This is a genomic window from Paenibacillus sp. FW104-T2 (assembly GCF_058789975.1).
On sequence record NZ_JBYTCE010000015.1, the window covers coordinates 24,689 to 49,539 of the forward strand.

Annotated in this window: 16 protein-coding genes; all 16 read left to right on the plus strand. The window is 48.6% G+C overall.

Translation table 11 applies throughout. From position 1 onward, the window contains the following. The first annotated feature begins 53 nt into the window (after positions 1 to 53). The 16 genes from AC3WQ3_RS18760 to AC3WQ3_RS18835 all read left to right on the plus strand — a co-directional run bounded on the left by AC3WQ3_RS18760 (position 54) and on the right by AC3WQ3_RS18835 (position 24,830). Positions 54 to 1,448: a glycoside hydrolase family 140 protein gene (locus AC3WQ3_RS18760; RefSeq protein ID WP_492473117.1), complete on the plus strand. Its 1,395-nt coding sequence runs from the start codon at positions 54 to 56 to the stop codon at positions 1,446 to 1,448. Positions 1,449 to 1,451: 3 nt separating this feature from the next. Further along, positions 1,452 to 3,071, plus strand: coding sequence for a response regulator (locus AC3WQ3_RS18765; protein ID WP_492473118.1), 1,620 nt, complete (start codon positions 1,452 to 1,454; stop codon positions 3,069 to 3,071). After that, positions 3,071 to 4,894, plus strand: coding sequence for a cache domain-containing sensor histidine kinase (locus tag AC3WQ3_RS18770; RefSeq protein WP_492473120.1), 1,824 nt, complete (start codon positions 3,071 to 3,073; stop codon positions 4,892 to 4,894). The genes AC3WQ3_RS18765 and AC3WQ3_RS18770 overlap by 1 nt, the downstream gene beginning before the upstream one ends. A gap of 278 nt (positions 4,895 to 5,172) precedes the next feature. After that, positions 5,173 to 6,114, plus strand: a complete 942-nt coding sequence (locus tag AC3WQ3_RS18775) for an ABC transporter permease (protein ID WP_492473121.1) — start codon at positions 5,173 to 5,175, stop codon at positions 6,112 to 6,114. Positions 6,115 to 6,140: 26 nt separating this feature from the next. After that, a complete protein-coding gene (locus tag AC3WQ3_RS18780; RefSeq protein ID WP_227779495.1) occupies positions 6,141 to 7,061 on the plus strand; it encodes a carbohydrate ABC transporter permease in 921 nt (306 codons plus the stop codon). 81 nt (positions 7,062 to 7,142) lie between these two features. Next, positions 7,143 to 8,891 carry an extracellular solute-binding protein gene (locus tag AC3WQ3_RS18785; protein ID WP_492473122.1) on the plus strand — a complete coding sequence of 583 codons (1,749 nt, stop codon included), beginning with the start codon at positions 7,143 to 7,145 and terminating at the stop codon, positions 8,889 to 8,891. Between the two features lie 104 nt (positions 8,892 to 8,995). Next, complete coding sequence (locus tag AC3WQ3_RS18790) at positions 8,996 to 12,037, plus strand: family 78 glycoside hydrolase catalytic domain (RefSeq protein ID WP_492473123.1); 3,042 nt, start codon at positions 8,996 to 8,998, stop codon at positions 12,035 to 12,037. Between the two features lie 28 nt (positions 12,038 to 12,065). Continuing rightward, the gene (locus tag AC3WQ3_RS18795; protein WP_492473124.1) at positions 12,066 to 15,086 is read left to right on the plus strand and encodes a glycoside hydrolase family 2 protein; all 3,021 of its coding nucleotides are present in this window, start codon (positions 12,066 to 12,068) and stop codon (positions 15,084 to 15,086) included. A 20-nt stretch (positions 15,087 to 15,106) separates the two neighbouring features. After that, complete coding sequence (locus AC3WQ3_RS18800; protein WP_492473125.1) at positions 15,107 to 17,905, plus strand: family 78 glycoside hydrolase catalytic domain; 2,799 nt, start codon at positions 15,107 to 15,109, stop codon at positions 17,903 to 17,905. Positions 17,906 to 17,910: 5 nt separating this feature from the next. Then, positions 17,911 to 19,701 (plus strand): L-fucose isomerase, encoded by a 1,791-nt coding sequence (locus AC3WQ3_RS18805; RefSeq protein WP_492473126.1) that lies wholly within the window; start codon positions 17,911 to 17,913, stop codon positions 19,699 to 19,701. A 290-nt stretch (positions 19,702 to 19,991) separates the two neighbouring features. After that, the gene (locus tag AC3WQ3_RS18810; RefSeq protein WP_492473127.1) at positions 19,992 to 20,861 is read left to right on the plus strand and encodes a putative RNA methyltransferase; all 870 of its coding nucleotides are present in this window, start codon (positions 19,992 to 19,994) and stop codon (positions 20,859 to 20,861) included. A 159-nt stretch (positions 20,862 to 21,020) separates the two neighbouring features. Beyond that, positions 21,021 to 21,626 carry a zinc dependent phospholipase C family protein gene (locus tag AC3WQ3_RS18815; protein WP_492473128.1) on the plus strand — a complete coding sequence of 202 codons (606 nt, stop codon included), beginning with the start codon at positions 21,021 to 21,023 and terminating at the stop codon, positions 21,624 to 21,626. Positions 21,627 to 21,696: 70 nt separating this feature from the next. Further along, positions 21,697 to 22,158, plus strand: coding sequence for a GNAT family N-acetyltransferase (locus tag AC3WQ3_RS18820; RefSeq protein ID WP_492473129.1), 462 nt, complete (start codon positions 21,697 to 21,699; stop codon positions 22,156 to 22,158). Between the two features lie 192 nt (positions 22,159 to 22,350). Continuing rightward, on the plus strand, positions 22,351 to 23,151 hold the full coding sequence (locus AC3WQ3_RS18825; protein WP_492473130.1) for a MerR family transcriptional regulator: 801 nt from the start codon (positions 22,351 to 22,353) through the stop codon (positions 23,149 to 23,151). Then, positions 23,148 to 23,783, plus strand: coding sequence for a GNAT family N-acetyltransferase (locus tag AC3WQ3_RS18830; RefSeq protein ID WP_492473131.1), 636 nt, complete (start codon positions 23,148 to 23,150; stop codon positions 23,781 to 23,783). The genes AC3WQ3_RS18825 and AC3WQ3_RS18830 overlap by 4 nt, the downstream gene beginning before the upstream one ends. Before the next feature lie 33 nt (positions 23,784 to 23,816). After that, the gene (locus AC3WQ3_RS18835; protein ID WP_492473133.1) at positions 23,817 to 24,830 is read left to right on the plus strand and encodes an alpha/beta hydrolase family protein; all 1,014 of its coding nucleotides are present in this window, start codon (positions 23,817 to 23,819) and stop codon (positions 24,828 to 24,830) included. Positions 24,831 to 24,851 lie beyond the last annotated feature (21 nt).

The window sequence follows — 24,851 nt, forward strand, 5'->3', positions numbered from 1 at the left end:
ATGCATTCTATGCTCTTGATAAGAGAACAAACGTTAGGAAGGTGACACATGCTATGAATACGTCAAACAGTGAAGCGAACAGAGAACGATGCAATCAAATAAACTTTGAAAATAAAAATCGTACCCTTGCTGCCCTTCGGGTTGCTGCGAACGGTCGTTATCTGGAGACATTGCAGGGCGTTCCTTTTTTCTGGCTGGGAGACACGGCTTGGGAATTGCTTCACCGCCTGAACCAGGAAGAGAGCGAACTGTATTTACGTACAAGGGCAGCACAGTGCTTCACTGTCATTCAGACCGTGCTGCTTGCCGAGTTCAGTGGTGTCACAACGGAAAATGCACAAGGCAGATTGCCCTTGTATGTAAGTGGAATAGGTGAACCTGATCCAACCCGACCGGATACCGAGGGAACCTACTCCTATTGGGATCATGTGGATTACATACTTGACCTTGCAGACAGCCTTGGACTCTATGTGGCGCTGCTGCCGACTTGGGGTGACAAGTTCAATAAGAAGTGGGGGAAAGGGCCAGAGATATTCACACCAGAAACTGCGTTTAGTTTCGGGAAATGGCTAGGTGAGAGATATGCTGATTACCATCAGATCGTTTGGGTGCTGGGAGGGGACCGTCCATTGGAAACGAAACGTCATTTTGACATTGTCACGTCCATGGCACAAGGGCTCAAACAAGGCGGTGCACGGCAACTTATGACCTTCCATCCGCCCGGATGTGATTCATCTTCCCGCCAACTTCATGATGAGTCCTGGCTGGATTTCAATATGATTCAGTCTGGACATGGAGAGCGAGAGATTACCAACAACAGTCGTGTACAACAAGATTATGAACGTGTGCCCGTTAAACCGACGCTGGATGCTGAGCCATGCTACGAGGATATTCCCGTCGGATTCAGAGGTGAACAAGGCTATTTTGATGCAGCCGATGTGAGAAGAGCTGCATATTATGCGCTATTCTCAGGCGCGCTGGGTCACACATATGGTCATCATTCAATATGGTCTATGTATCAGGGGACGGATGATCTGGCTGAATCTAACAGCATGGGCGATTATTTCATCATGTCCTGGCGCGAAGCACTGCATCGCCCAGGAGCGAAACAGATGCGTCATGCTCGTACACTGCTTGAAGAGGAGATCGGTCCGGATTGGAGACCCAATTCACAACTGATTCACCTCAACCGTACAGGTGCCAATTATGCTGTTGCTGCACAAAATAAATATAACGCTTACATATATCTGCCCAGTGGCTTGTATGTTGACGTGGTCATGGGGTATATTGAGGGCAAACAGGTCAAAGCCATATGGTTTTGCCCCAGAACAGGAGGCAGGACCGAAGTTTCTAGAGATTTTACAATACCGAACCAAGGCATTAAACGTTTCACAGCCCCAACCAGCGGAAGAGGGAACGACTGGATTTTGATTTTGAAAGGGGTTTGATGCATGTATAAGGTAATGATTGTCGAGGATGAAATGCTGGTTCGCATCGGACTGAAAAATTCCGTCGAGTGGAGCAAATTTGGGCTTGAGGTGTCCGCCGATTTTCCGGATGGCCAATCTGCATGGGACTATTATGAGCGCGAGAAACCCGATGTGGTCATTACCGATATCAGTATGCCGAGAATGGATGGCATGGAGCTGATCTCCAACATCCGCAAGCAGGACAAATATACACGTGTCGTTGTGCTATCTTGTTTGGAAGAGTTCGAGCTTGCCCGCAAAGCACTGACACTGGACGTATCCAGTTATATTCTGAAGCTGACGATGACGGAAGAAGAGATTGAGCAAGTGTTGACCGGGGTCAGGGAAGAGCTGGATCAGCAGCATAACTCAACCCATGTTCAGGGCAGAGCAGCTGCAGCATCCCCGGATATGGAGCTTGTGAAGGAAAAGATGTTTAAGGATTTTATGTTCTACCGTATCTTTTCAGCGGAGGAATTTGCCAGTTTCATTACAGACAGCGGCCTTCGGCTCTCGCCTGTTCGCTTGGTCGTTTGCGTGATGGAAGTGGACCGGTATGTTTCGCTCAAGGAACGTTTCCGGGATGAGCATGGTCATCTGGTCAAGATGTCGCTGTTAAACATATTAAGCGAGATTATGTCCGGTTATAAACGAGGAGAAGCGGTTCAGATCAACGACCGGCACTACGCACTTGTACTGCATTTTGCTGATCTGCTGTCCGAACAAGCCATCGTGCAGGAGATTCGTCAACTGCTCGAACATATTCAGGATACTATTCGCCATTACTTTAACAGTACCGTTTCGTTTGGGATCAGCAGTGTCAACGGAGGGTATGATTCGCTCCCCAGACAATACGCCGAAGCACAACGCGCATTGCAGCGCAAATTTATTACAGGCTCCGGACAGCAGCATCAAGGAACAGGGCGGGCAGACTATACTGGTGTGCTTGCCAGGCTTGAACAGATTCGAAACCACACATCCATTCGGGAATTGCTGCCGAAACTCAAAGAGAAAGAATATGATGAATTGCTGGATGAGATGGAATGCGGCATGAGCCAAGAGCGAAAATCCATGGAAATCACCATCTACCAGTTCGTGCAGTGGGTGAATACCCATGTATATGATCATAACAACGAAAAAACGCTGCTGCTCAGCATGACCGAGAATCTGGAAACCTGTGACACGATGCCGGATATGCTCGACCAGGTACTCGTATATATGGATACGTTGGTTGACTTGATTAGCAAACGCTTACAAATGAGTGATGAGATCACCCGGGCCATTGAGTACGTCAAGCGACATTACACGGAGAACATTAGCCTTCAAATGGTTGCAGACCATGTTGGATTAAGCCCTGGATACCTTAGTAACCTGTTCCGCAGAGAGCTGCAGATTACGTATATTGATTATGTAAACCGATACCGGATTGAACGGGCTAAGGAGCTGCTTGCCCAAAGTCAGCTGCGTTCTTCCGATGTGCCGGCATTGGTTGGATTTTCGCCCGAGTATACGTATTTCAGTAAGGTTTTTAAAAAAATTACCGGTCTTAACCCGAATGAATATCGCAGACAAACGACGAACAAAGACAAGAGGGTGCCCTAATGAAGAAATCCCTCCAAACGCTTTTTGATTCCAGACAGCTGAGAACCCAGCTCATTCTCTATATTATGGTCATCAGCCTCGCCGTACTGGCTGGGGCTTCTTATTTTATTTATTCCTTTATGCAAAACATGATCAAGATTCAAAATGAACGGCTGCTCTACCAGCAGTTTCAGCAGCTTGACCATAATATCGGCGGACTGGTGAAGGAGATTGATCGGTTATCCATGCTTTTTCTGCGAGATGAACACATTCAGCGATTTTTGTACAAAATTTCAGAGAAAACGGAAGAGGAGTTCCTCGAATCCAAAAACGATGTGCAGCGGGTCATTGCCGATTTTATTGACAACTACAATTATATCGATTCCATCTATATTACGGCGAACAACCTGGGAGCGGTTGGAGGAAGCCAGAAGCGGACGCTCGTTTACGATCGGGATGCATGGCAGAAGAGTTTCTTCACCTCCGAACCCTTTCTTCAGACGCTTGAACAGTATCCTCAGCTGGTTATCCATTCCGGGATCAAAAAATCGTTCTACAATCCTTACCTCACCGGGAAAGATGATGGTTATCTAATCAGTCTGATGCGGGGAACCCGCGCAATGTATGATCCAACAACAAGTGCCACACTGATCATCAATATTGATGAACGCTATCTGTCATCCATATACTCTACGGCGCTGAACAGCGAAGAAGGAGACATGTACATCGCTAACGCTGAGGGAATGGTTTTATCGGCCAGTGAGGCGGATCGGGTAGGTACGCAGAGTCACTTGAAACCTGGTGTGGAGCTGGCGGATGGAGCTTACGGAAGTTTGGATGACGAAAAAGGCGGACGCAGCATGCAGGTTGTATATTACAAACTCCATGACGGCGGCTGGTATCTCCTGAAGGAAATTCCGCTCAGCCAGTATGCGGATCAGATCCTGGGTGTTCAACGAATGTTGGTACTGGTATTCACGATTAGTGTGCTCGCCATATTTATCGCCTCATACTTCTGGTTGCGCAAAATCATTAAACCGCTGAACCAATTGTCCAGCAAAATGAAAGATATGAGCCGCGGTGAACTCGGGGTCACCGTGGATCATGTTCCGAATAATGAGCTGGGCACAGTTATCCGGCGCTTTAACGAGATGTCGCTCAGCATGGTTGAGCTGGTGGATAAAAACAATGAGATTCAAGAGAAGAAGAGGGAGCTTGAGCTGGAGGCATTGCAATATCAGATCAATCCACATTTCTTGTATAACACGCTGAATATGATCCGATGGATGGCTGTCATCGTGAAGGCTGACAACATTGTTAATACGATTGTAGCACTCGGCAATATTTTGCGTCCTGTATTCTCCAGCAAAGATTCGATGTGTTCCCTTCGTGACGAGCTGTCGTATGTCGACAACTATTTGAGAATCATCAACATGCGATTCAACAATAACATTACATTCACGATGGACGTGGATGAGCATTGGATGGATTGTCAGGTTCCACGCTTTATTCTGCAGCCGCTGCTGGAGAATTCCATTGCATCGGGCAGACAGAGCGAAGACTTTGCCATCCAGATCAGGATCAGTGTCTCTGGCGACCATAATCGTCTGATGTTATGCGTCACAGATTCCGGCATTGGCATGGATAAGGAGAGCCTCAATGCACTAAACGAAAAGCTGGCAAGCGGTGAATCACCCAAATCCACCGTTGGCGGAAGTGGAATCGGGCTCAATAACGTCAATAAACGGATTCGATTATATTATGGCCCGGACTTCGGCATTCACTTCGTTCCTGCTGAGCAGGGGGCTAAGGTGATCGTTACATTGCCAGTTCACCGACTGTAAAACAGGAGCTTATGTCTGGATATGTGGGTACAGCAACATTCGAACACAAAATGATCTACGCTCTCGTGAGCTTGGCCGGAAGGCAGCACATGAGGGCGTTTTTTTATAAAGTGGTGGTGGATTTGTTCAAGCAAAAGCCTAAAATTTTTCAAGTGAGCCTGTGAGGCAGAATTGTTTTTTTCAAGCAGATCAAGGGATTCTTCATTCAAGCGAAGAAAAGAAAGCGTTACCATATGAATAAGCACAAACGAAAGCAAACGCACAAAGGAGAAATTCATATGCAACGTACCGAGACCCTGAACAGCTCTGTGAAGCAAAGAGCTGGCAAGTTGAACCGCAAGGACGGCATACACCTCCTGCTACTAGCCACACCGTTCGTCCTGTTTACGCTGGCCTTCAGTTATGTCCCTTTATTCGGATGGATCTATGCATTCTTTGATTACAAACCAGGCATTCCGCTTCAACAAACTCCGTTTTTGGGACTGGAAAATTTCCGCAACATGTTCGATGATCCGCGGATGGGACCCGTACTGGCTAATACGCTGGCACTGAGCCTGTTGTCCATTGTAACAGCCCCCATACCGATGCTGCTTGCCATCCTGATTTCGGAGGTTCGTTCCGGCTGGTTCAAACGGCTGGTGCAGACCGTGTCCACACTTCCGAATTATATCAGCTGGATTATCGTATTCTCTCTAGCGTTCAGCATGTTCAGCACCGAGGGGGCCGTCAATTCCATTATGTTAAAAACGGGTATCGGCAGCCCCCCAGTTGATATCCTGGGCAACTATGACCGTGTCTGGACGGTACAAACGTTGCTGCTGCTGTGGAAATCTGCAGGCTGGAGCGCCATTATCTATCTGGCCGCCATCGTTGGTATCGACAGCGAGCAGTATGATGCAGCGAAGGTGGATGGCGCGGGACGCATGCGCACCATTTGGCATATTACGCTGCCGAGCATTATGCCGACCTTCATTGTGCTCTTGCTGCTCTCGGTCAGTAACCTGCTCTCCGCAGGATTTGAGCAATATCTCGTATTCAGCAATGTCATGATAGCAGACCGGATTGAAGTGCTTGACCTTTATGTATATCGGCTCGGCCTTGTGACCGGAGATTACTCTTACTCGACAGCAGTAGGCATTTTCAAAACCGTCATCAGTGTCCTGCTGCTCTTCAGTGTTAACATTCTATCCAAGAAAGTTCGCGGTCAAGGCATTGTCTGACACGCAGGGAAAGGAGAAATACAGAGATGCGTACACAACCCGCAGGACAGATGCTTCGTCCGGTACGCCACACGGATTGGAAAGATCTGACGTTCACCCTGTTTAATTACATCATGCTGTCACTGCTTGTCATCATCACCATATATCCGTTTTATTATATCCTCATCTATTCCATCAGTGATCCCATTGAGGTTCAAAAAGGGGTATACCTCTGGCCAGCTGGCTTCTCTCTTGAAGCGTACAGAGCGACAGTTCAGCTGCCAGGCATCCTTGACGCAGCCATTGTAAGTGTCTCCCGTACGGTGCTGGGTACACTGATTACGGTTTTCAGCTGTTCATTCTTTGCCTATCTCATTACCAAGGAAGAGATGCCGTACCGCAAAATCATTTACCGCTTTGTTCTGATTACCATGTACTTCAATGCAGGCTTTATTCCGTGGTATCTGACCATGAAAACTTACGGCTTGCAAAACAATTTCTTGTTATACATTATCCCAAGTGCCATGTCTGGATTTAATATTATTCTGATCAAAACGTTCATTGAACAGCTGCCCGCATCACTGGAGGAATCGGCCAAGATCGACGGGGCAGGGTACTTCAGAATCTATCGCAGCATTATTTTTCCGCTGTCGATGCCTATCATAGCGACCATTGCGGTGTTCTCAGCCGTAGGTCAGTGGAATACCTGGTTCGACAACTTCTTTCTGGTGGAAAATCCGAAGCTGCAAACGCTGCAGCTCGTGCTGTACAATTTCTTGAATCAGTCGAGCAACCTGTCCAACATGACGACGGAAGAATTGACCCGTGGGGATGTTGTGAGATCACTGACACCTCAATCCATTCGCATGACGATTACGATGCTCGTCACGCTCCCCATCGTGTTGGTGTACCCGATGCTGCAGCGTTACTTCGTCAAAGGCATCATGATGGGTGCCGTGAAGGGTTAAGGTTTAAATGAATCTGCAATCAAACCGGATTATCCGGCATCTGCCGATAATCATAGAAGAATAAACAGGAGGGGTTATGACATGAGAACTAAAAAATCGTTTCGCCGTGTAATGGCACTGTTTATCATGACGTCTATGCTGCTGGCAGCCTGTACAGGTGGCGGCTCGGGAACAGGCCAGACGGATACGGGGGGAGCGGGTTCATCAGACACCGGCTCGGACAAAGGCCTCGTGACACTTCGGGTGCTCATTATGGAAACCGGCTCCAAATGGAATACACAACAGAATAACGAGGTGGCGCAGGCTATTGCGGAGAAGATCGGTGTCAAGATTGAATACGTTGAAGCAGACGAGAACAAATTCAATGTATTGCTGGCTGGCGGCGATCTGCCCGACCTGGTGCGTACGGATGTGAACAAATACCAGAAGCAGCTAATTGAAGGGGATCTAATCGTCCCACTTGACGAGTTGCTTGCCACTTCAGGCAAAGATATTACGGCGAACATCGGAACAGTAGTTGAATACAGCAAACAGAACTGGAGTAACGGTACGGGCAAACTGTATTTTCTGCCTCCGCAAGTACAATCCAAACCAGGTACGTCCATTGCACCCATAACGATTGGTCCAACGATACGTTGGGACTGGTATAAGGAAATCGGTGCACCGGAAATGGCTACGATGGATGACCTGCTGGACGTTGTAGCAAAAATTGTGGAGAAACACCCGCAGACTGAAGATGGGAAAAAAGTTTACGGCGTGTCCATGTGGCAGGATTGGGGGCTCTGGCCTTATACCATTCCACCCGTCATCTTCACAGAAAGTGCAAGCGCTACAAGCGACCTGACAGCATCCCAGGTTGGCGGCAGCGAGTTCATCAGCAATTTGACCGACGAGTCCTCCAATTTCTGGACAGCACTTAATTTCTATAACAAGGCTCAACGTAGAGGCTTGCTTGATCCGGACTCCCTTACGATGAAAAACAATGACTATATGGCGAAAGCCACTGCAGGACAGATCGTTGTTGGTCCAGCCACTTGGGCAATGGGTGATTTCAATGCACAGCATTCAAGCGAGGGCAAGGGATATCTGGTTGTACCTGCCGGTAAACTTGCATGGACGGGAGCAGTCAATCCGCTTGGATGGCAGGACAAAGCCTACAGCATTTCGAAAACGTCCAAAAATCCTGAAAAAGCGATGGAATTCCTGAATTATATTTACTCTTATGAGGGAGCACGAACCATGTATAACGGTGTGGAAGGCAAGCACTGGAAGACCGTGGACGGCAAACCGACACTTACAGACGAAACGCTCTCTCTCAAAGCAGCAGGCGGTGCACCGTATGAAGCCACCGGACTGTCGCTGGACCGCAACATCATTGGGCTCGGTGGCAACATGATCAATCCGAATGACAAGATGCCGGTCGACCTCTTTACTTCAGAGGAAGCGTTATCCAAAGCGGCCACACCGCTTGAAAAGGACTTTGCCGAATACTATGGCGCTTCTTACTCGGGAGAGGTGTTCAAACAGTTGATTGATGAAGGCAAATTGAACACGTTTACCACCTGGATGAACGGCATGTCGGACGAAGAGATTGTGCAGCGCAATACCGTTCCAGGCGTAACCTTGGATGACAAACTGAAGAAACAGGAGTCCGAGCTCAAAGAGTTGGCAGCACGCGAGGCCGCCAAAATCATTCTTTCCAAGGATGATCAGGCATTCGAAGCGAACAAACAAGCTGCACTTGCGGCATTCAAAAAAGCTGGCGCAGATGAGTTTTCTGCCTGGTACAACGCTGAAGTTCAGCGGCTTCGTCAAGCTCATGGGCTGTAATAAGACTTGGCTGTAAAAGTAAGCGGCAGAGTGGGGAGCTAGAGCTGTGAAGTTTTAGCTCCTTTTTCTTTTGAACATTCGGATTGACAGGAGTTGATGCAGATATGAATCACATTTTATCAACTGGCGGGAGTGACATGCCAGCAGCACGGAAAGTCACCGCTGAAGAGGCATTCACATGGCGAGCTTCATGGATCTGGGGAGAAGGCGAGGATTGGCCGCGTAACGAATGGCGTTGTTTTCGGCGGGAATTCGAATTGCAGGAATGGGAGTATGGAAGCGCTGAGGTGACCATTACGGCTGATGCCAGATATGTCTTATATGTCAACGGTGTTCTGTGTGGCAGAGGACCCAATCGCTCCTGGCCTTTTGAACTGAACTACCATGTGCATGAAGTTGGCCATCTGCTTCGTACAGGACGTAATGTTCTGGCAGTTCTGGTGATCAGCTATGGCGTGGCTACGTTCACGTATCTGCCGGGGAGGGGAGGACTTCTCGCTCAACTGGAATCGGTACACCATGCCTCGGACGGTATTCTGCCGCGAAGAGAGTTTATCCTGGGTTCGGATGAATCCTGGCAGACGGCACTTCATGCCGGTTATGAACGGCGGTCAGCACGCATGTCCTGTCAGCTTGGCTTTGCTGAACAAGTGGATGCATCCCGCTGGGACGAAGGCTGGGTTGGAGCAGAAGCGTTGTCTTATCCTGAGGATGATGGCTGGACTGCTGCACGGATCATTGGCACACCAGGCATTGCGCCTTGGGAAAACTTGATTCCGAGTGACATACCCGAACTGACCGAGCAAGAAGTATGGCCTATTCGACTGGAATCAGTAAAAGAAGTGTCTCTCGTATCCTGGACCCATGTGCTGGATGTGCGAGAAGCGATGGACCCGGGGAGCAGGATGCATGCCAATCCCGTATCCTTTGCCGGATATGCTGCAGCAGTTATTCGGGCAGGTGGCGAAGCTGAAGCTGTCATTGGACTTTTCAGCGCTTTTCATGCGCTGCGTGGCATAACGCTCAACGGTACACATTATCCAGCGACAGCTATGAGCGGGGAACATCCACGTAGAATGCAGCGTGTTACGCTGCAGCCAGGAGACAATCTGCTGCTGGTCGAGCTGGCTGGACCGGATCATGGCGGCGGGCTGCACCTTGGAATCGACTGCGACGTTCCTTTTACAGTTGTACCGCCTCTTGATGAATTACAAGCGAGCAAAACACCCTTTGCCTTGATAGGTCCTTTTGCGACTCTCGTGCATATCGACCATCAGCCGGATCATGATCCCATCCGGGCATATCAGGGATTTGGCGGTAATCAACCTTTGGATGGAAAGGTCTTCCCGGATGCAGAAGTGTACCTACGATGCCGAAATTTGGCCTCCGTCTCTGAGCTTGCTCCTTACCGGGCCTGGATAAAGCCGTTTCCTGAGAGACTCAGCTCGGATGCTTCAATCTTTACGTCCAGCATCTGGAAGAGTCAGGAGCAAGCACGTCCCGTTCCTGCGGATTTGCAGCAAGTATGCTTCGCCAATCGACAGCCTGCCATCGTGCCGACAAGCTCTGCCGGGAGAAGTACCGAGCTGATTCTGGACTTTGGCCGTGAATGGTCCGGTTACCTTCGATTCGAAGTGGATGCTTCGGAAGGCACCATTATTGATGCATACGGTTTTGAGTATATGGAGGGTATGTGGCGTCAGGATACCTTTGGCGTTGATAATACGCTGCGTTACGTTTGCCGTGACGGAAGACAAAGCTATGAATCTCCAGTAAGGAGAGGGCTGCGGTATCTTATGCTTACCATACACGGGAATACGAGACCCGTGCGGCTGTTTGGTGTTACCCTTGTGCAGAGCAATTATCCTGTGGCAGAGATTGGTCGATTCCATTGCTCCGATTCGCTTTTGAATGACATCTGGGAGATCAGCAAGCATACCACCAGGCTGTGCATGGAGGATACTTTTGTGGATTGCCCCACTTATGAACAGGTTTTCTGGGTTGGCGACAGCCGCAATGAAGCGCTCGTCAACTATTATGTGTTCGGTGCAACGGATATCGTACGACATTGTCTGCAGCTCGTTCCAGGATCAAGCCGTCAAACGCCGCTCTATGTGGATCAGGTGCCCAGCGGCTGGAGCAGCGTGATTCCGAACTGGACCTTTTTCTGGGTCACCGCTTGTCTCGAATATGCCCGCTATACCGGGAGCAAGAAATTCGCAGCGTCGATCTGGCCCAAAGTGAAGTTCACGCTGGATCATTATTTGCAGCATATCGATGCCAAAGGACTTCTTACCATTAAAGCCTGGAATCTGCTGGACTGGGCGCCGATGGAGCAGCCCAACGACGGGACGGTCACGCATCAAAATACGATATTTGCGCGCACGCTGGCAGATGCGGCCCAATTGTCCGAAATGGCAGGCTGCACAGAAGAGAGTCAATCCTACTTTTCCGCATCCGAAAGTTTAACCCGCGCGATAAATAGCCATTTATGGAGCGAAGAGCATCAGGCTTATGTGGACTGCATCCATGCGAATGGTGCTTATTCAAGCATCTTTAGCATGCAGACCCAGGTGATGGCACTGGTTACCGGAATAGCAACAGGGGAACGCAGAGAAAAGCTTATTTCCTATTTAACCTTGCCGCCTGAGAATTTTGTGGCAATCGGAAGTCCGTTTATGACGTTCTTCTATTATGAAGCTCTCGTGATGAGCGGTGAGACGGATTATATGCTGCAGGACATGAGGAAGCAATTCGGCGAAATGGTGAAACACGAAGCGACCACCTGCTGGGAAATGTACCCGGGATTTACCGAGAATCGGGCGAATCCCAAAGATTTGACACGCAGTCATTGTCACGCCTGGTCGGCAGCACCGGGGTACTTTTTGGGCGCATCCGTACTCGGGGTTCGTTCCATTGCAGATGGTTGGACACAAATTCGTGTTGCTCCGCAGCCTGGTGATTTGCAATGGGCGAAAGGGGCCGTGCCGCTTCCCGGTGACGGAAGAGTTGATGTAGCCTGGCAGATTCGTGAAGAAGAAGGAGAGCTTGTATTTCAACTGGAGGTATGTGCACCGAAGGAAATTACGATTGTGATGGAGGCTCCTGAAGGATTTCGGCCAGTGCTTATACACCAAACATTATGAATTCGTTTAAGAGCGGAGGTTCAGGTTCATGAAGCATATCTCATATTATCATCCCGATACAGACAAGCGGTATCTGGATGAAGTTCAAGACGAAGCCTACTCCCGATCCTCGCTGCATGGGGACGCGTGGGTGGAGATGGAGAGCCGTATTACTGTCCATTACATAACGAATGAAGGGCAGAATTCACTAGACATTCGGCATGGTGGTTCAGATAACCAATCCTTGACCAAGGATACATTGCTGTTGTCCGGTGCTTGGCGAATGAAGGGAGGCGATCCGGCCGATGCTGGAGATCCGGCGCCTGCAACCGGTTGGTTTGGACGAAAAGCCCGGGCCAGCGAAGGCATGCAGGAACGTTGGTACGATCCCGATCACAATCGAGAGGATTGGCTTGTGGTTAGCGTACCCACAACGGTGCAGAGAGCTCTGATGGATCTGGGGCAGATGGACAATCCCCACTGGAACACCAACACCATCGATGAACTGGAGCAGCATGGCACACCGGAAGAAACCCCAGTCTGGTTCCGCAGGACACGTGTGGAATGCAAGGAATGGTGGTTCGCTGTAAGGTTCGAGCTGCCGGATGAGTGGCAAGGAAGAAGGCTTACCCTGGAGTTCGATGGGATTGACTATTCGGGCACGGTGTTTATCAATGGTTCATCACTGGGGCACCATCAAGGGATGTTCGGTGGCCCGGTTCACGACATCACAGAACTGGTTCAATGGAATGAATCCAATGTGCTTGTTGTCCGAATCGATCCTGCACCTCAAAGCTGGAATGGTCTGATGAAGCCAAGTCCAGGTTTTGGCTGGCATTATGGGCACCTCATCTCACTCGGCATCTGGAAGGATGTGAGGATTGTAGCTCAGTCGGATATTGCTTTGCTGGATCCTTATATAGCAACACAGTCATACACCTCCGATCAAGCTCTGCTTCAATTGGAATTTACAGTAGAGAGCCATCTTACCAATCGGTCCCCATTAGCTATCGAGGGATTGATTCGGCTGAAACAATCGGAGAGGGATATGAACTCTTTTGACTCAAATACCAATGGGGACAGGGAAAAGGATGCACACTTTACCTTTTCTATCGAGGTGCCATATGGTCGCAGCAAATTCAGCACCGTAATTAGGCTGGCCAATCCGGAAGTCTGGTGGCCTACAGGTTACGGCGAACAGCCGCTGTATGAGCTCGTGCTGCAAGGAACCTCTACATCTGAATTTCAACAGGAAACTGAATCCGACACTGAATCTGCCTCTGCGACCAGTTCAGTACCCGATTTCTCTAAGGTGGGCGAAGTCCGCACGTCGTTTGGCGTCCGAACGGTTGAGATGCGTCCCATGCCGGGTACAACGCCGGAAACCGAATACCGCTGGCAATTTGTTATCAATGGAGAACCCGTGTTCATTAAAGGCGCCAATTGGTGCTGGCTTGATGTCATGCTGACACAGCATGAAGGACAGTATGAACGGCTTCTGGAGCTGGCTCGCCGCGGAAATGTGCAAATGCTCCGGGCTTGGGGCGGAGGACTGGTGGAAAGTGATGAATTTTACAAGTTGTGTGACGAAAAAGGCATTATGGTCTATCAGGAATTTCCGCTCTGCTGGGGTCCACCCGATTCTCCCCTGACGGACCTCGGTGTCCTTGATCGTCAGACCGTACTTTCGGTAAAAAGACTGAGAAATCATCCTTCATTGGTCATGTGGGGCGGAGGTAACGAAAATGGCAAGCATGGCGGTGCAGATGAGGGTCTCTTTTTGGTCGGAAAAAGATGTCGTGAGTTTGATCCATCCCGTCCATTTCATCGAACCGATCCATGGGGTGGAAGCACACATAACTGGAACGTCTACCATGGCGGGGAGCCGCTCGATGAGGCAATTCTGGCGATGCCTTCGAAATTCTATGGTGAATTCGGCATCCCCAGCCAGACGAACGTGTCAAGCTGTCTACGCTATATGCCAGAGGAAGCACTCGAGTTGTTTCCCCCAACGGAAGAAAGCAGGGGCTGGAAGTCACATTTTCACCAGTTTGGCCTGAAGGATGTCATTAAAGTCATGCGATACGCAGCCTATGGGCCGATCCGAAACTGGCAGGATTACATCACGTATTCCCAAACAGCTCAAGGCGATGCCATTCGTTGGACTGCTGATATACAGCGAGCGGGAACAGGGAGAGACAAGAGTGGTTTCTGGTATTACAAATTCTCGGATTGTTTTCCAGGACATTCGTGGGCAGTGGTCGATTACTACGGCACAGCCAAGTTGTCTTATTATCGGGCCAAGCAAGCTTCACGGCCGCAAAATGCCTTTATCACCAGCCCCAAGCTCAATACCTGGGAACCAGGTGAGCGATTCCACGCAGAACTGCATGTGGTCAACGATTCACGTGAATCTCTTAACAATGCGGCAGTTCAGGTCTTGATGTATAACAGCCAATTAACCGAGGTGGTGACTTGGAAGTATCCTGCGTTGACTGTGAAGCCAGGGCTGGCAGCCTGCATCGATCAGCTGGGAGTAAACTTGCCGGAAAAAGAAGCGATTCAGCCATTCCTGATAGCCATCATGCTCTATGCGAGCAGCGGAGCCCTCATCTCCGATCAGTGGTACTGGTTCAATGCCCAGCCGAAGACGGCAGAGCTGCTGGCGTTTGAGAGAGAACATCAACATGAAGCGAACGAGTATCCGGGGGATCAAGCCAGGCTGGCGTTTTCGTTGTACGCTGATCTCCCTGCTGCACCGCTATGTGAACTTCCCTGTACCCTTCTGGAATGGTCTATCAAGCGGCAAGATAAGGGCGGTATTATTACCATTCGCAATATCGGGAGTGTGCCGGCAATTCGGGTCATCATTCACCATTTTCCCGATGATTGGAGCTGTTATCTGGAGGATAACGATTTTGGAATACAGCCAGGGGAAGAGAGACGTATTCCGTTTGAAGCAGGATCCGAGGTTTTGCTATCCGGGATGACGGTAAGCGCCTGGAACGCACCAGAGGTGAAGGGGAATTGTTCAGAAGTGAGCTGCAACCATGGCAAAAATGTGGATTGAATGACAGGAGGAGCACCAATATGACATCATCGAAGGCAACCAAACCACTGAATTCAGCGAAGGTGATGAAGAAAGTACAGGATTCAAAGGAGATGGGGGAACACAAGGAAAGCATAACCTCAGATCAATGGATAGCCAAGTGGATTACCCGGTCAACATCCCCTCCTCAACATTGGACTTCGTATCAGGCAGAGGTTGTGATTAGTGTGGAAGAAGGAGGTGCCGCATTTCTTTTCGGTTATCAGGACGAAGATCATCATTGCGGTATTGAACTGAGTGAGGGGGATCAGAATGAAGGAGCTGCACGGCAGACACTGGCATATATTTTTCGGATCGAATCTGGTGTGCGCGACACCTTGCAGAAAATCATCCTTCCTGCATCCCAAAAGCAGCCTGAACATATCACACTCAAATTGACGAAGGAAGACGGGGAGTGGGAACTCACGCTAAATCAACAGTACACCTATCGCTGCATGGCAGCAGATTATCAGGGAACGGTGGGTTTTCGCACAACAGGTACACAGAAGGCGGTCTTCCGCGACTTGAGACTTACTGGAAAAGATGGACGCATGTTGTATTCCAACCGGTTTTATGATCCGAAAACAACTCATTTCACAGCAGGTGCCATACATCCTTCGGGTAATGGGCTGGTGGTCGAGGGACATATGCTGTCCATCTGTGAGGCTCCGGTTCCGGTAGACAGTCCATTGTTTCGGAAAACGTTTGACATTCCCTCATCCCTACTCCAAGCCAGGCTCCGCATCTATTCGATAGGCTGGTATGAGCTTCGCATTAATGGAGTTCGGGTAGACACCCGAGTTCTGGCACCAGCCAACACACCATACCCACGCAGGATGCTTTATGACACGTACGACGTGACCCATTTGCTTCACGATGGAGAAAATGCACTGGGCGTATGGCTGGGCAACGGGTACCATTTTAACTATTCGCGCTGGGGATGGAAGTGGAACCGGGATAAGGCGTTTATCGTGCAGTTGGATCTTATGCTGGAGGATGGCAGCACACGGACAATCATAACGGACGAATCCTGGTCATCAGCGACAAGCCCGATTCTTGTCAACGATATCTATGACGGTGAGACTTATGATGCTAGGCAGATGCGTCTAGGTTGGGATGAGCCCGACTTTCTGGAAGGTGAGGATTGGTCAATGGCAGTAGTCGCTGACCCACCAGTGGGTGAGCTTGAGCCGAACCATCAACCTCCTGTCATACCGTTCGACCCGATAGAACCTGTTGCCGTATATAACCCGGTACCCAGTGTGAATGTTTATGATTTTGGTCAAAACATGGCAGGGTGGGTCCGTATTCAGGTAACAGGTCAGTCAGGTAGTGAAGTTCGGCTGAGATACAGTGAGCTGGTAGATGAACAAGGCAACATCGACCCATGGACGAATCGAAACGCCAAAGCGATGGATGTATACATCCTTAACGGGGAAGAAGGGGAGTGCTATGAACCGCGCTTTACATATCATGGATTTCGTTATGTCGAGGTCAGCGGGGAGACAACTCAGCTCTCCATACAGGCTGTTCCGGTTCATGCAGATGTAGAGCAGGCAGGTACCTTTGAATGCTCTGATCAAGGCATCAATAGATTATACAGCAACATTCGGTGGTCCTATCTTAACAATTTGGTGAGCATACCAACGGACTGCTGCCAGCGTGATGAGCGCACCCCATGTCTTATGGACTCGGCTGTGGTTGAGGAAGCGGGGATGCACCATTTCAACATGCATTCTTATTACCGTAAGTGGCTTGGAGATATCGAAGACAGCATAACCAATCCGGACTGGAGCGGAGACAAGGTCTCCCTTCCCTGGCATCTCTATATGCACTATAACGACTTGAATACGCTACGTGAAAGTTATCCATTCATGAAGGGCTACATTGACCACCTGCATGAGCGATGGCCTGAACATGAAGTGAAAGATGGCTTTGGAGACTGGTGTCCTCCTAACGACGATGGTTGGGAGAACTACTTTCATGAAGTCGAACTTGTAAATACCAGTATCTATTACAAAATCACTTCCATTGTTGCCGAAACAGCTGCAATTCTGGATATCCATGCAGATCGTGATTGTTATACCAAACTTGCCCGGCAGATTAATCATGCCTTCCATCGTCGTTGGTACTCCGGGGAAGGCGTCTACGGCAGTGGTTCCCAGACTGCTCAGCTGCTGCCGCTCGCTCTCGGCATGGTGCCAGAAAAACAACGCGTTTTTGCCGCGGACCGTCTAGTGCAAGCTATTGCGGAAAAAGGCGGTCATCTTCACACAGGCATTTATGGCACGAGATATCTGATGGACGTTTTGGCTGATCATGGACATATCGATGTTGCTCTGGAGCTTTTGAACAAGAAGGAGTATCCCGGATTCGGCTATCAAATAGAACGCGGAGCCACCACACTCTGGGAACAATGGAGTGAGAAGGGCGGCATGCATTCCCACGATCATGCAATGTTTGGCGGAATAAGTACTTCCTTTTATACCCGACTTGCAGGCATCACACCAGAATCCCCTGGCTATGAAAGGATAAGGATTGAACCTGTCATTCCTTCCAAACTGGATGCGGTACGTGCTTCGCTCAGGACAGCATATGGAACCATCGAAGTAGCCTGGAAAAAGAAACACGAATATTTGCATATCCAGGTGGTGATTCCTGAAGGAACCGCTGCTACGCTTGTCTTGCCACATGATCTGGTAACAGCAGCAAAGCGGCCCCGTGTTCACGAATTGAAACCGGGACAACACTCCTTCTCCATTCCATGTGAACCATCGACTAAAATACAGCAAAGGGGTTAACCGTGATGCTTGACATGACACATCGCTATGAAGGCGGATTTCCCAAAATCGGTATTCGTCCAATCGTGGATCGCCGCAAGCTAGTAAAGGTAGCGTTGGCTGAAAGTACGCTGGAACTTGCCCGTGAGGCTGCGGCCGAGATCACCTCCGTTCTTCGCAATCCGGATGGCTCGCCAGTGCAAGTTGTCATTTTTGAACCATGCATCTCCGGAATGACCGAAGCTGCTCGCTGCGCTGAGCAATTTCGCAAGGAAGGTGTTGGCGTGCTTGTCACTGTTGCGAGCGGCTGGTGTTATCCGCTTGAAACCATGGAGACCGATCCAACCCTGCCGCACGCGGTTTGGGGCTTCAACGGCACGGAACGGCCCGGTGCGGTCTACCTGGCTGCACTCCAAGCGGCACATAATCAGAAAGGGCTGCCCATATTCAAGATCTATGGCAAGCATATACAGGACCAGGATGAACGGAAGCTTCCAGAGGACGTACGCGATCAGCTGATCCGGTTCGCCCGAGCGGGTATGGCCGCTGCACTGCTGCGAGGCAAATCCTACCTGTCCATCGGCTCTGTCTCCATGGGCATCGCAGGCTGTATTGTTGACGAACATTTCTACCAGCGTTATCTGGGGATGCGCAACGCCTACGTCGACATGACCGAAGTTAGTCGAAGGCTGGAGAATCATATCTACGACAAGCAGGAATTACAGTCAGCATTAGCCTGGGCTGCACAGCACTGTAAGGAAGGACCTGATCCTAATCCGGAATCGGTACAGATTGATCCAGAGATTAAAAAGAAAAACTGGGAAATCTCTATTGGCATGACACTGATCGTACGTGATCTGATGATTGGTAACCCAAAACTTGCCGAGATGGGATACGAGGAAGAAGCTTATGGTTATAACGCCATTGCATCGGGATTTCAGGGTCAGCGTGAGTGGACCGATTACCAGCCCAGTGCAGATGTCTTGGAAGCTATCCTGTGCAGTTCCTTCGACTGGAATGGCATTCGTGAGCCTTACATGGTTGCAACGGAGAATGACAATCTAAACGCAGTCACGATGCTGTTCAATCACTACTTGTCGCATACCGCTCAGATTTTTGCTGATGTGCGTGCATTCTGGAGTCCAGAGGCAGTGAAACGGGTTACTGATTGGCAGCCTGATGGCTTGGCCGCGGCTGGTTTCATTCACCTGATCAATTCGGGACCCGCTGCGCTCGACGGGACAGGAGAACAGAAACGTGAAGGTAAGCCCGTGATGAAACCACATTGGGAGATTGAGGATCAAGAGGTTCAAGCGTGCCTGGATGCTGTAAGCTGGCGACCAACCTATATGGATCAGTTTTCAGGAGGCGGGTATTCAACCGACTTCACAACGAGAGGTGGCATGCCCGTCACGATGGCACGAATCAACCTGGTTGCGGGTTTGGGACCTGTGCTTCAGCTTGCGGAAGGTTACACCGTGGAATTGCCAGAAGATGTGCATCGTCAATTGGATCTGCGAACTACACCAACATGGCCGACCACGTGGTTCGTACCCAAGCGGCTAGCGGGTGACCCGGTCTTTGATGACGTCTATGGTGTGATGGAAGCATGGGGATCCAATCACTGCGCTGTAAGTTACGGGCACATCGGTGCAGATCTAATTACCCTTGCGAGCATGCTTCGCATTCCGGTTAACATGCACAATATTGAAGCTGATCGCATTTTCCGGCCTAGCGCCTGGTCTGCTTTTGGAACAAAAGACCTGGAGGGAGCCGACTTCAGAGCTTGTTCCGTGTATGGGCCGCTCTATGGATGAGCAGCATACGCATTGTTTGTACACGTGAAATTGCTATTAAGTTAAATAAGAGAATGTAATCGTTCCCCACACAAGAGAAACATGGTAGTATTTAAGTGCTTTAAAGTTATCATGATAGGGAGCGCTTAAATATGATCATCCAATTCATTCGTTTAAGGTAATGACAGGTACAGCTCACATCCCCCGGAATTTTTAGAACAAGAAGCGGGGTTTGTTTGACTGTGCCTTTTTTCGTTAACCTAAAACGAATGAAAGGGTGCTTTTTTGTGTTCAACAAAAGTAAAAAGCGGATGAGTATTGAGAGAATCAGGGAGTCGCAAGAGATATTTCGTTGCCCGTTATGCAGTAAACCGATGAGCTTGATTCACTTGCAGAGCTTAATCTGCATGAATCAGCATTGTTTCGATATTGCCAAGCAAGGATATATTAATCTATCCTCACGCTCCATTAAATCTAAGTATGATAGACAAACCTTTGAAACAAGAAGATTAATTAGTCAGAGCGGGTTATTTCATCCCTTGCAGGCTGCAGTAAGTGAAATAACGGTGAGTCAAAACAAGACCAAAGAAGCAATACGTTTACTGGATGCAGGTTGCGGAGAAGGTTCTCATTTGAACAGCATACAAACTACAATAAATCAGAGAGAACGTTACCCTTTATTGGCCGTTGGGATCGATATCTCCAAAGAGGGGATCAGTCTTGCAGCAGCGGAATATTCAAATGTCATGTGGTGTGTTGCAGATATTGCAAACATCCCACTGGCTAACCAGCAATTCAATTTCATCATTAACATTCTATCCCCAGCCAATTATTCCGAATTCCAGAGATTGCTCACAGATCGCGGTTTGGTGATTAAAGTGGTTCCAGAGCAGCATTATCTAAAAGAAATAAGAGATATCCTCTACAAAGGAACAGGTAAACAGGTCTATTCCAATACACCTACAATTCGTTATTTTAACGAACGTTTCGATTTAATAGCTGTTGAAGACATTCAATATCAAGTTAGCCTCAGTGAGCACCTCATTCCACCTTTGCTTGGGATGACTCCGTTATCTTGGGGGGCTTCACAAAAGTCCAGAGAACAGATTTTACGGATGGATCTGAGACAAATTACGATGGACTTTAAGATATTAGTGGGTATGAAGCCATCACAGAATTAGTGGTCTTTGCTTACGATTAACTAACACCAAAGTTTCTATCAAGGCAGCCGATCAATGGATCGGCTTTTTTTTTGAGCGTTAATCCCAATATGTGGTACTATCATTGGAATACGAACATCTGAAATGGATCAAGGAGATGATAAGGTGGGCTCTAGGTTGATGCATTTGTTGATTTCAGATTTTGTATGTAAGGAGCTGTCTATCAAGCAGCGTGGTGATATGCTCCTTGGCGCCATAGCGCCAGATGCAGCCTCCGAAAAAGGAGATACCCATTTTCTAGGCGATCAATTCAAGTATGGCGTCAACAGGCGATGGGAGTACGGGCGTTTCATCACTAAATATAAGGAGCGTATTACTGAGCCTTTTATGCTGGGTTATTTAACTCATTTGGTGGCGGATGAAGTTTGGGCAATGAAATCTTACTTCAGCGGATTGGAAGAGCGACTGAATACGGAGCCTGCACTGTACGATCGCTATCACCATGACTTTCGATTGTGCAATGCGAAGCTGAATGAGATGTTTATTTCTGAGGGACTGTACGAGGCACTCAATTCCGCTGTATACATACCAGTTATGGATGAACTCGATGAGAAGAATGTATTCGTATTGAAAAAACAGGCGCTGGAGGACTTTAATTATCCAGTGGAACATGTCCAGCAGGAGTTGAGTGTTTTTTCATTAGACGAGATCTTGGCATACATGGAACGCTCCGCCTATCGTGCCTTGGATGTATGTCGATCACAGCTAGGTACAATTCTTACTTAAGTGAACCTCTATGCTCTTTTAGACAAGCGGATAAGTATACTGGCTTTCTTATGGAAAAGGAGAGTAAAAGATGTCTATAACATTTAAGAAATCAACATTACAAGATATTGAAACATTGCTTCTTCTTCAAAAAGCAGCGTTTCAAGAGGATTTGGAAAAGTACGAAGACTTTGAATCTAATCCGGCATGTGAAACCTATGAAAAATTAGCTGAAAATATTAGAAAATATCAACACTTTACCATTGTAGAGGAAAAAACAATTATAGGTGCAATTGATGTACGAGGCAACGATGAGCGCATGCACATTGATAAGGTGTTCATTTCTCCTTCTAATCAGAGTAAGGGCGTAGGTACTGCAGCAATTCAATTTGTGGAATCACATTTTCCGAATACAAAATTATGGACCTTATATACACCGCATTTAAGCTTTCGTAATCATTACTTTTATGAAAAGTTTGGATACCAAAAGACTAAAGAGGTTCAGCTCACTCAAAAGCTGATTTTATTCAAATACGAGAAACGAATAGAGTAATTCAGAAAAAATAGTGACGTAACCGGGCCATCTGATGATGGTCTTTTTATATTGGAGCAGCAGCTCTATGATACATCAGAACGTTTGCCCTCCGAGGTAGTCTTAGTTCACGGTATCTTTCACGACTTGACCTTAGGTCTGACCTAAGGTATATGCTTAGCTCATATTCCACGTAACTGAGGGGGAAAGCAATTGAAAAAGGAAATTACGATCAGCGAGTTAGCGAAACTGATGGGCGTGTCGGTCCATCAAATTCGTTATTTTGAGGAAAAAGGCACATTGTTGCCGTCGTATATCGATGAAAATCAATATCGCATGTATGGGATGAATGAGATTTACCGATTGGCGCATATTTTACTTCTCCGTAAAGTTGGGTTGCCGGTAAAAGCCATCCGGGAATGGAGTGAAGAAGGTACCCCGGATGATATGCAGCAATTGCTTGTACAATCGGTTTCCAAGCTGGAAGCTGAAATAGACAGGCTTCGATCGTTAAGCGGCTTTATCCGTAAGGTGCTGGACGAGAACGAGCACTACGGACAGGAGGGCACTTCCTTTCAGGTTATTCAACGTGATCAGCTTGTCCTGACTACATGGTTCGAGACGCACATGGAGAGTGAATTGGATGCTCGAATGTTGGTTCAGGAGGGGGATACGCTGCCAGAGTTATTTGAAGCGGACATACATTACGTTTATGAGGGAGACGACCGTGTATTGCTGTGCACTGAAGTGCATGACGTGAAAGGCGATATCGCTTTACCAGCAGGCGAATACTTATCTTACCGGTTTACAGTACATGGCGAAGAAGACCTGGAGCAGCACTTTAGTCAATTCCAGGCCTTTGCTGACCGCAGTGGCTTCATACTACATGGTTCACGGATTCTGGCGGAGAAGTCATATCTCTCGCTGTTCACCCAAGAAAGCTTATATTATGAATTGTTTGCACGTATTGAACATAAAGGCAGCGATGCAGTGGGTGGTGACGGAAAACGATGATCATCCGTCCTGTCGTTCAGATGGAGCGAATGAAAGAGGAACATCAAGCTTCGGTCAGCCAGCTGTTATTTCAAAGGTTTTGCAGCAAATTCGGTGCACATTTGAATAACGCACAAATGATGATGTTGTTTGAAATGTGTCTCTCGCTGGATGAACAACAGGGGAAAAGCGAGCGCATCGTTGCCATGAAGGAAGACGCCATCCTCGGCAGCTTGAGCCTTCAGTTAAAGGCTCGGTCAGGTGAGTTCCGTTCGAGTATTACAGTAACAGAACTGCTTCCCTTGTGGAAAGGAATTCAAGACGTTGGGTGGCGGAGAGCAATCGGTTTTGCCCTACGATTGGCATGTTTGAGCCATCGTCCGGTACGTGGAGAAATGTATATTGCCGATCTAACCGTCCATGAACGGTTTCGGGGAACTGGAGTAGGCCGAGCGATGCTGGAATGGACCCTTCGCGAAGCATCTACAAGGACGGGAGTACGATATGCAAGCTTGCATGTGTCAGGCAGTAACCTCGGAGCCAAACGACTGTATGAGCGCATGGGATTCCGCACGCTTGAAGTACAGCGCAGCTCCTTCATGACATGGTTGTTTGACGAACCGGAATGGAATTACATGATCCATGAAGGATAGCCATTTTTAAGAGGAAGGGATGTAGAAAAAAACGTGAAGAAAAAATGGGGAACGATGCTCTTGATTATCCTGCTACTGATAGGAGGGACGGGTACAATTATTTTATGGCAAAATAGCTTTGACATGGTCCAACGAGCGGTGCAAATAGATACGCCCCAAGGTCAATTGACGGGGGTGTTAACGCTTCCCGTGAAATACAGCGGCAAAGTGGGTTTAGTATTATTCATACATGGCGACGGGCCGATCGACGCCACACACAACGACGGCTATAAACCGCTGTGGGAGCGGCTTGCTGGGCTTGGTTATGCTTCACTGTCGCTGAACAAGAGGGGAATCGGCGGATCGGAAGGCAGCTGGCTTGACCAGCATATGGATGATCGGGTAGAGGAAGCACGGCAGGCACTGGCGTGGGCTAGGCAGCAACCGGAAATCGACGCGAGTCGCATGGGTGTATGGGGCGCAAGTCAGGCAGGATGGGTCATTCCCAAGCTGGCTGGCAAAGAACGGCTAGCCTTCAGCATTCTGGTCTCTCCAGCAATCAACTGGCTGAAGCAGGGAGAGTACAACACACGGAGTGAAATGGCTAAGGAAGGACGCCCAATGAATGAGATTGAGCAACAGGTTAATGAGAATAACCGGATTAAGAAGCTGCTGATCGCAGGCAGTTCCTATGAAGAATATGTGTGCCTCGCTGGGCAAGAAGATGCCATGTCCAGAGAACGATGGAGATTCGTGAGCCGGAACTACACTTCTGATGCAACAAACGATATCTCGAATTTTGAGTCCCCTGTCCTGCTAATGCTCGGCGATCAGGATATAAACGTCGACGTGCAGGAAACAGAGAGGGTTTACAGGGAACATGTATCACCATCGGAATTATTACGAGTCAAACTCCTGCCAGACACAGAGCACTCCATGCTGTCCGTCTCTATGGCCGAATCACCGGCGCGTGCATTATTAATCAGTTTGTTTGCACCGCGTAACATTACAGTGAAGGGATATATGGATGAAATCGAGGATTTTCTGCGATCCATTACTCCAAATTAAAGTAAGAATTCCATGAACGTC